Consider the following 7,819-nt stretch of genomic DNA (forward strand, 5'->3'; position numbering starts at 1 on the left):
AGGCGGCGGAGAAGAAGCGCGCGGATCTCGGCGAGCGGGGACGCGAGATCGATGTCCGGCTGCTCCAGATCGAGAAGCTCCTCGACGAGCGCCGCGGCGAGCGCGACTCGATCCAGACGGCGCTCGCCGAGCAGGATCACGAGCTGCGCGAGCTGAGGCGCAACCTCGACGGTTTGAGTGAACGCCTCCACTCGGACCAGGTGCGCGAGGTCGAGATCCGCTCCGAGATGGAGAAGCTTCGAGAACGGATCTACCAGGAGTTCAAGTGCGACATCGCGGAGGAGGCGGAGAAACGCGCGGCGGCAGAATCCGAAGCGGCGGCGGAGGAGACGGGACCGGACGCCGGCCGGAGTGGGGAAGGCGACACCGAGGCGGGCGGACAAGATGCAGATGAGCTCGAGCGGATTGCCGGCCTGAGGCAGAAGCTCCTCGCGCTCGGGCCGGTCAACTTCGTGGCCGCCGAGGAGTACTCCACGCAGAAGGAAAGGCTCCTCTTCCACCGCCGCCAGCAAGAGGACCTGCTCAAGGCGCGATCCGATCTCCTCCAGGCGATCCAGAGGATCAACGAGACGGCCGGGTCGATGTTCAGGGAGACATTCGAGAAGGCCCGCGGGCACTTCCGCAGCACTTTCGAGTTCCTCTTCCCGGGCGGGGAGGCGGACGTGACCCTGGCCGGCGACGATCCCCTGGAGGCGGGAATCGAGATCACCGCCAGGCCCCGTGGGAAGAAGCTCGAGGCGATCCGGCTGCTCTCGACGGGCGAGCGCGCGTTGACGGCGATCGCCCTGCTCTTCGGCCTCTACCTCGTGAAACCGAGCCCGTTCTGCGTTCTGGACGAGCTCGACGCTCCGCTCGATGACGCCAACATCCGACGGTTCGTGACCCTCCTGCGTCACTTCAGCGAGAGGACCCAGTTCGTGGTGATCACGCACAACAAGAGGACGATGGAGGCGGCCGACCGCCTCTACGGCGTCACCATGCAGCAGGTCGGAGTCTCGAAGATCGTCTCGGTCCGGCTCGGGGAGGGGGAAGGGATGCTCGAGCCGATTATCACCGAGGCGGGCGTCGCATCGTCCACAGCCGCGGGGGAGGCCTAGCTTGGGACCGGCCGCCGAGCGCGTGCGCGGCCCAATCGCATGGGAAGCAAGCTCGCTGCCTTGAGGAATCTCCTCGGATCCGAGGAGAAGGAGATGCCCTTCCTGGAGCATCTCGAGGAGCTGCGCCGCGTCCTTCTGAGGATCGTCGGCCTCCTACTCCTGAGCACGATCGCGGCATACGTCTTTTCCGGCAGGGTCCTTGACACGATCGTGAAGCAGACGATCGAGCATGCCACGTTCTTGAAGCCTCTGGAGGCCTTCAACGCGCGGCTGAAGGTCGCCTTCATCCTGGGGCTTCTCGCCTCGCTCCCCGTGGTCCTGTGGCAGATCTGGGGCTTCGTTGTTCCGGGGCTCCTCCGCCGGGAGAGGCGGATCGTCGGGCCGTTGGTCCTGTGGTCCGCGATCCTCTTCTACGGTGGGGTCGCCTTCTCCTATCTGGTCCTGACGCCGACGATGCTCGGGCTCCTCGTCGGGTTCGGAACGGAGTTGGTGCGGCCGCAGATCGCCGTCGGAGCGCTCCTCGACTTCGTCGTGAGCATGGCCATGGCATGCGGCCTTCTCTTTCAGCTTCCGCTCGTGGTCGCCGTCCTGAGCTTGATCGGCGTGCTGAGCCCCACGTTTCTCATGCGCCGATGGAGGCACGCGGTCGTGGCGATCTTCGTCATCACGGCGGCCGTGACGCCAGGGGACGGACCGTCGCAGATCATCCTCGCGGCCCCTGTGCTGGTCCTCTACTTCGCGAGCATCCTAGTGGCGCGGGCCATCTGGAAAGGGAAGTCGGCGGAGGCGGCGGCCCCGGCCGCCGGCGCAGAAGGAGGGAGTCATCTTGGCGGGTAGGGAATGGCTGCTGGCCGTCGATGTGGGCAACACGCAGGTCGTGCTGGGCGTCCTCGAGAACAGGGAACTGCGCGCGCTTCACAGGCTGACTTCGCAGGTCCACCGGACCGCGGACGAGTTGTGCCCTCTGTTGACTACGCTGCTGAGGCCGTTTCTCGCGGATCTCATGAGGAGCCGGCGCGCGGTCATCGCATCGGTCGTCCCGACATTGACGGCCGCCTATGAGGATCTGGCAGTGCGGCTGCTGCGGGCGCGTCCGATCCTCGTCTCCTCCCGCCTTCCGCTGGGGCTGCGTCTTGCGGTTCCGGATCCGACGTCTGTCGGCGCAGATCGGATCGCCAACGCCGTGGGCGTCGCCGCTGGCTACCGGCTTCCGGCGATCGTCGTCGACATGGGCACGGCGACCACCTTCGATCTCGTCCTGCCAGGTCCGCGCTATGCGGGAGGGGTGATCGCGCCGGGGGTCGCATCGAGCGCCGAGGAGCTCTTTCGGCGGGCCGCGCGCCTGGCCAAGGTGGAGTTGCGGGCGCCTGCCAGAGTGGTCGGCCGGACGACTGAAGCCAGCCTCCAGTCGGGCATCATCTACGGCGCGGCCGGACAGATCGATGGGATTGTAGGCCGGATCCGAAGGGAGATGCGCCTCCGGCCGACGGTCGTCGCCACGGGAGGCCTTGCCACCGTCATCGGACCGATCTGCTCGAGCATCCAATCCGTCGATCCGGGACTCACGCTCCGCGGCCTCGCTCTCATCGACGAGCGGGCGCGCCGGCGAGGTCCCGCGCGGCGAAAATCGCCTTGAGGAACCGCCCTCATGCTCCCTAGAATCGTCTCCTGACCAGCGGCCGTCAGGGCCTGTCATCGTTCATCTTGGACGCTCGCTCAGAGCATCCGCTCGGCACGAGCTGTCGCGGGCGTGGTGGAGGAGCCGGGGCAGAGTCCGGAATCGATCGGAGACGGCGTCATCCAGTGATCCCCGGCGGGGGGCAGGAAGGGAGGGGCGATGGCCAAGATGCTCAAGTTCGACGCCCAGGCGCGTGAGGCGCTCCGCAACGGGGTCGAGCAGATCGCGAGCGCCGTCCGTGTGACTCTGGGCCCCAAGGGACGCAATGTGGTCCTCGACAAGAAGTGGGGCAGCCCGGTGATCACGAACGACGGAGTGACGATCGCGAAGGACGTCGAGCTCAAGGACGCCTACGAGAACATGGGCGCCCAGCTCCTCCGCGAGGTCGCCCAGAAGACGCAGGACGTGGCGGGAGACGGCACGACGACGGCGACGATTCTGGCTCACTCCATCGTGGTCCAGGGCCTCAAGGCGGTGACCGCCGGCGGGAATCCGATGCAGATCAAGCGCGGGATCGCGGTGGCGGTCGAGAGGGTCGTGGCCGACCTCAGGAGGCAATCGAAGACGATCCAGACGCGGGAGGAGATTGCGCAGGTCGCGACCGTGAGCGCCAACACCGATGCCGTGATCGGAGGCCTGATCGCCGACGCGATGACCAAGGTGGGGCGCGAAGGCGTCATCACCGTCGAGGAGGCGAAGGGAACGGAGACGACCCTCGATGTGGTCGAGGGGATGCGGTTCGATCGAGGTTACATCTCTCCCTACTTCGTGACCGACGCCGAGAAGATGGAGGCTGTCCTCGAGGACGCTCAGATCCTGATCTGCGACAGGAAGATCGGCAACATCAAGGATCTCCTGCCGCCCTTGGAGAAGATCGCTCGCGCGGGGCGGCCGATCCTGATCATAGCCGATGAGATGGAGGGCGAGGCGCTGGCGACGCTAGTCGTCAATCGCCTGCGCGGGACGCTGGACTGCTGCGCGGTGAAGACGCCAGGCTTCGGAGACCGCAGGAAGGCGATGCTCGAGGATCTCGCGATCCTGACCGGCGGCAAGGTCATCTCGGAGGATGTCGGGATCAAGCTCGAGAGTGTCGAGCTTGACGACCTGGGGCGGGCGAAGAGAGTCGTGGCCGACAAGGACAACACGACCGTCGTCGGCGGCTCGGGGGCGCGCGAGGCGATCGACGAGCGGTGCAGGCAGATCCGCAAGCAGATCGAGGCGACGACCTCGGATTACGACCGCGAGAAGTTGCAGGAGAGGCTCGCGAGGCTGTCGGGCGGGGTCGCCGTCATCCGCGTCGGGGCGATGACCGAGATCGAGATGAAGGAGCGCAAGGGACGCGTCGAGGATGCCGTCTCCGCGACAAGGGCCGCCGTGGAGGAGGGGATTGTCCCCGGAGGGGGAACCGCTTTTCTTAGAGCCCTCAAGTCGCTCGAGAAGCCCGGCGCGCTCGGTCGCGACGAAAAGCTCGGGATCGAGATCGTGCGTCGCGCGCTCATGGAGCCGACCGTCACGATTGCGGCCAACGCCGGCCTCGAGGGGGGCACGATCGCGGCGCGCGTGATGGAGCAGGAAGGCGCCTTCGGATTCAACGCGGAGACCGGGCAGATCGAAGACCTGCTGAAGGCCGGGATCGTCGATCCGACGAAGGTCGCGCGCACCGCGCTCGAAAACGCGGCCTCGATCGGCGGACTCATCCTGACGACGGAAACCCTGGTCGCCGACAAGCCAGAGCCGCCCGAGAAGAAGGGGAAGCCGGAGGGACCGTAGGCCGTTTGGGCGTCAACGAGAGGCTCGTCTCTCGTCTCCGCCCGGCCCAAGCCCCGGAGGGTCTCGATGGATGTGATCCGCTTGCACGACGTCACCGTCTTCCCTCGCCTCGGTGTCGCCGAGATCGAGAAGGAGTGGGTTCAGAAGGTCACCCTGGATGTGGAGCTTCACCTGGACCTCTCCCCGGCAGTCTCCTCGGACGACGTCGCCCGGACCGTCGACTACGAGAAGATCTACGGGCGCATACGGGAGGTGGCCCATTCGCGGAAGTACCACCTGATCGAGTCGCTGGCGGGGGAGATCGCGGAGACGATTCTCAGCGAGTTCTCGGTCGGCAGGACGGTGGTGCGGGTAAGGAAGACGAATCTCCCCTTCGATGCGAACCTGAGCTGCGTCGAGGTCGAACTGGAGCGCGCCAGGGAGTGAGGGCGTTCGTAGGAGTCGGATCCAACTTGGGCGACCGCGCCGCGACCCTCTGCCACGCCCTCCAGGCCCTTCGCGCCCTCGCCGCGACGGGAAGCCTGCGCGCAAGCCATGTCTATGAGACCCGGCCCTGGGGGCTCCGCGAGCAGCCCGATTTCCTGAACGCGGTCGCGGTCTTCGACACGGAACTCGACGGGCTGACCCTCCTGGCGGCGCTGGGGGAGATGGAGAGAGCCGCCGGGAGGAGCGCTCCGGAGCGGCCCTGGGGACCGCGAACCCTCGACCTCGACATCCTGGACCTGGACGGGCGCGTCGTCGCGGACTCCGCGCTGACCCTTCCGCATCCGAGGATCGCGGAGCGGGCCTTCGTGCTGGTTCCTCTATGCGAGCTGGATCCCGACTGGAGGGACCCGTTGACAGGACGGACGGCGGCCGAGATGCTGGTCGCGTTGGATCCCGACCCATCCGAGGTTCGGCCGGTCGGGCGCTGTGATCCCGAGGAGGGACGATTCCTTGCAGGAGAGGCAGGACCCGAGCTTCCTCGCGATTGAGGGAGTCATCGGCGTCGGCAAGAGCACGCTCGCCAGACGGATCGCCGAGAGAATGAACGCGCGCCTCGTCCTCGAGGAGGTCGAGGAGAACCCCTTCCTGGACTCGTTCTATCGGGATCGCCGGCGTTACGCATTCTCGTGCCAGCTCTTCTTCCTTCTGTCGCGGTTCCGGCAGCAACGAGCCCTCGGTCAGGTCGATCTCTTCGACACGCGGATCGTCTGCGACTACATGTTCCGCAAGGACAGGATCTTCGCCACGTTGAACCTCGACGAGGATGAGATGGCCCTCTACGACCAAATCCTCCCCCTGCTCGAGCGAGAGCTGCCGCGTCCAGACCGCGTCGTCTACCTGCAGGCGAGCTTGGAAACGCTGCTGAAGAGAATCGAGAAGAGGGGTCGAGCCTTCGAGAGAGGGATCGATCCCGAGTACCTCAGGGAGCTCGGGGAGGCTTACAACCGCTTCTTTTTCCACTACGAGGAAGCTCCCCTGCTCGTTGTCAACACGGACGCGATCGACATCGTCGCGAGCCCTCAGGATTTCGATGACCTCCTGAACCAGATCCGCGGGCTGACGAAGGGAACTCTCTACTACACACCGCTGGGAGATTGAGATGAGCGAGCGAGAGCGGCTGAACGTCCAGAGCATCCGCGCCTGCAAGGGACGCAAGCGGATCAAGGTGCTGACCTGCTATGACTATCCGACCGCGCGGATCCTCGACCGCTCAGGCGTGGATGTCCTTCTCGTGGGAGACAGCCTGGGCAATGTCGTCCTCGGGTACCCGAACACCATCCCCGTGACGCTCGAGGAGATGATCCACCATGCCAAGGCCGTCATGCGCGCCGGTCCGCGCGCGCTCGTCGTGGTCGACATGCCTTTCGGCTCCTTCCAGGTGGGCCCCGCGCAGACCATGGAATCGTGTGTCCGCGTGCTCAAGGAGACGGGAGCCGACGCCGTCAAGCTGGAGGGGGGCAGGAGGAACGAGGAGTCGATCAGGGCGCTGACGGCCTCCGGCATCCCCGTCATGGGGCATCTCGGTCTGACGCCGCAGTCGGTGCTGCAATTCGGCGGCTATCGCGTGCAGGGCAGGGGGGACGATGGGACGCGCCTGATCGAAGAGGCGAAGCTCCTGGAGGATGCCGGCTGCTTCTCGATCGTTCTGGAGAGCGTCCCCGCCGCGCTCTCCCCGCGCGTCTCCGAGAGCGTGCGGATCCCGACGATCGGAATCGGCGCGGGGCCCGGCTGCGACGGACAGGTCCTCGTCCTTCACGACATGCTCGGCCTCTATGAGGGGTTCCGGCCCCGGTTCGTCAAGCGCTATGCGGAGCTCGCCGCCGTGATCGAGGAAGCGGTGAGACTCTACTGCGGCGAGGTCGAGAGAGGGGACTTCCCGGGCCCCGAGCACTCCTTCGGGGAGGGGAAGCAGACATGATCATCGCCCGGCGGGCGGAGGATGCGCGCGCTGTGTGCCGCAGGTGGAGGGCGGCCGGGGAGAAGATCGGATTCGTCCCGACGATGGGCGCTCTCCACGCGGGCCACAGGGCTCTCCTGGCGCGTGCGCGGCGCGAGTGCGATCGCCTGGTGGCGAGCATCTTCGTCAACCCCCTCCAGTTCGGGCCGCGGGAGGACTTCACCCGCTACCCCCGTCCCATCCGCCGGGACATGGCCATGCTCGCCGCGGAAGGCGCCGACCTTCTCTACCGGCCCCGCGTGGAGGCTCTCTATCCGGAGCAGTTCGAGACCGTGATCTCGGTCTTGCGCTCGAGCAGGCCTCTCGAGGGAGCCTCGCGGCCTGGGCACTTCGACGGCGTCACGACCGTGGTCGCGAAACTCCTCGGCGCGGTCGAGCCGGATCTCCTCTATCTCGGACAGAAGGACGCGCAGCAGGCGATCGTGATCGTCCGGATGGTCCGCGATCTCGACCTGGGCGTCCGCGTCGTCGTCTGTCCCACCGTCCGGGAGAGCGACGGGTTGGCCCTCTCGAGCCGCAACGGCTATCTCACCCCGCGCCAGCGCGCCTGGGCGCCCCGTCTCTACCGCGCGCTCAAGGCTGTGGCCGGCGCCCTCAGGAGCGGCGAGATCGAGAGCGCCAGCGACTCGGAGGCGTTGCTGCGCACGCTCCTCGACTCGGGCCCGGGCAAGCTCGACTACGCGGCCGTCAGGGACGCGCGGACTCTCGCGGCCCCCGGTCCGGGGGGACCGTGGCTCCTCGCCGTGGCCTACCGGCTGGGCTCCACGCGGCTGATCGACAATGTGGCGGTTCGCCCGGCGGCGAAGGGCCGCGGCGGCTTCGGGCGGAAGA

The 7,819-nt window shown here is 66.9% G+C and carries 9 protein-coding genes; all 9 read left to right on the forward strand.

Annotated elements, in window-relative coordinates; all coding sequences use genetic code 11:
* Positions 1-1,097: chromosome segregation protein SMC (locus tag FJY88_10040; GenBank protein MBM3287671.1), on the forward strand; the 1,097-nt coding region annotated here is incomplete at its 5' end.
* A gap of 39 nt (positions 1,098-1,136) precedes the next feature.
* Positions 1,137-1,934 carry a twin-arginine translocase subunit TatC gene (tatC, locus tag FJY88_10045; protein ID MBM3287672.1) on the forward strand — a complete coding sequence of 266 codons (798 nt, stop codon included), beginning with the start codon at positions 1,137-1,139 and terminating at the stop codon, positions 1,932-1,934.
* Positions 1,921-2,733, forward strand: a complete 813-nt coding sequence (locus tag FJY88_10050) for a type III pantothenate kinase (protein MBM3287673.1) — start codon at positions 1,921-1,923, stop codon at positions 2,731-2,733. Before tatC ends, FJY88_10050 begins: the two co-directional genes overlap by 14 nt.
* 201 nt (positions 2,734-2,934) lie before the next feature.
* Positions 2,935-4,545: a chaperonin GroEL gene (groL, locus tag FJY88_10055; GenBank protein ID MBM3287674.1), complete on the forward strand. Its 1,611-nt coding sequence runs from the start codon at positions 2,935-2,937 to the stop codon at positions 4,543-4,545.
* 66 nt (positions 4,546-4,611) lie between these two features.
* Positions 4,612-4,971 carry a dihydroneopterin aldolase gene (gene folB, locus FJY88_10060; GenBank protein ID MBM3287675.1) on the forward strand — a complete coding sequence of 120 codons (360 nt, stop codon included), beginning with the start codon at positions 4,612-4,614 and terminating at the stop codon, positions 4,969-4,971.
* Positions 4,968-5,519 carry a 2-amino-4-hydroxy-6-hydroxymethyldihydropteridine diphosphokinase gene (folK, locus tag FJY88_10065; GenBank protein ID MBM3287676.1) on the forward strand — a complete coding sequence of 184 codons (552 nt, stop codon included), beginning with the start codon at positions 4,968-4,970 and terminating at the stop codon, positions 5,517-5,519. The genes folB and folK overlap by 4 nt, the downstream gene beginning before the upstream one ends.
* Positions 5,482-6,129: a deoxynucleoside kinase gene (locus tag FJY88_10070; protein MBM3287677.1), complete on the forward strand. Its 648-nt coding sequence runs from the start codon at positions 5,482-5,484 to the stop codon at positions 6,127-6,129. Before folK ends, FJY88_10070 begins: the two co-directional genes overlap by 38 nt.
* 1 nt (position 6,130) lies before the next feature.
* On the forward strand, positions 6,131-6,949 hold the full coding sequence (panB, locus tag FJY88_10075; GenBank protein MBM3287678.1) for a 3-methyl-2-oxobutanoate hydroxymethyltransferase: 819 nt from the start codon (positions 6,131-6,133) through the stop codon (positions 6,947-6,949).
* Positions 6,946-7,819, forward strand: an 874-nt coding sequence (locus FJY88_10080) for a pantoate--beta-alanine ligase (protein MBM3287679.1), incomplete at its 3' end; no start/stop codon positions are given. The genes panB and FJY88_10080, both read left to right, overlap by 4 nt.

It is taken from the genome of Candidatus Eisenbacteria bacterium (assembly GCA_016867495.1).
Taxonomy (GTDB): domain Bacteria; phylum Eisenbacteria; class RBG-16-71-46; order CAIMUX01; family VGJL01; genus VGJL01.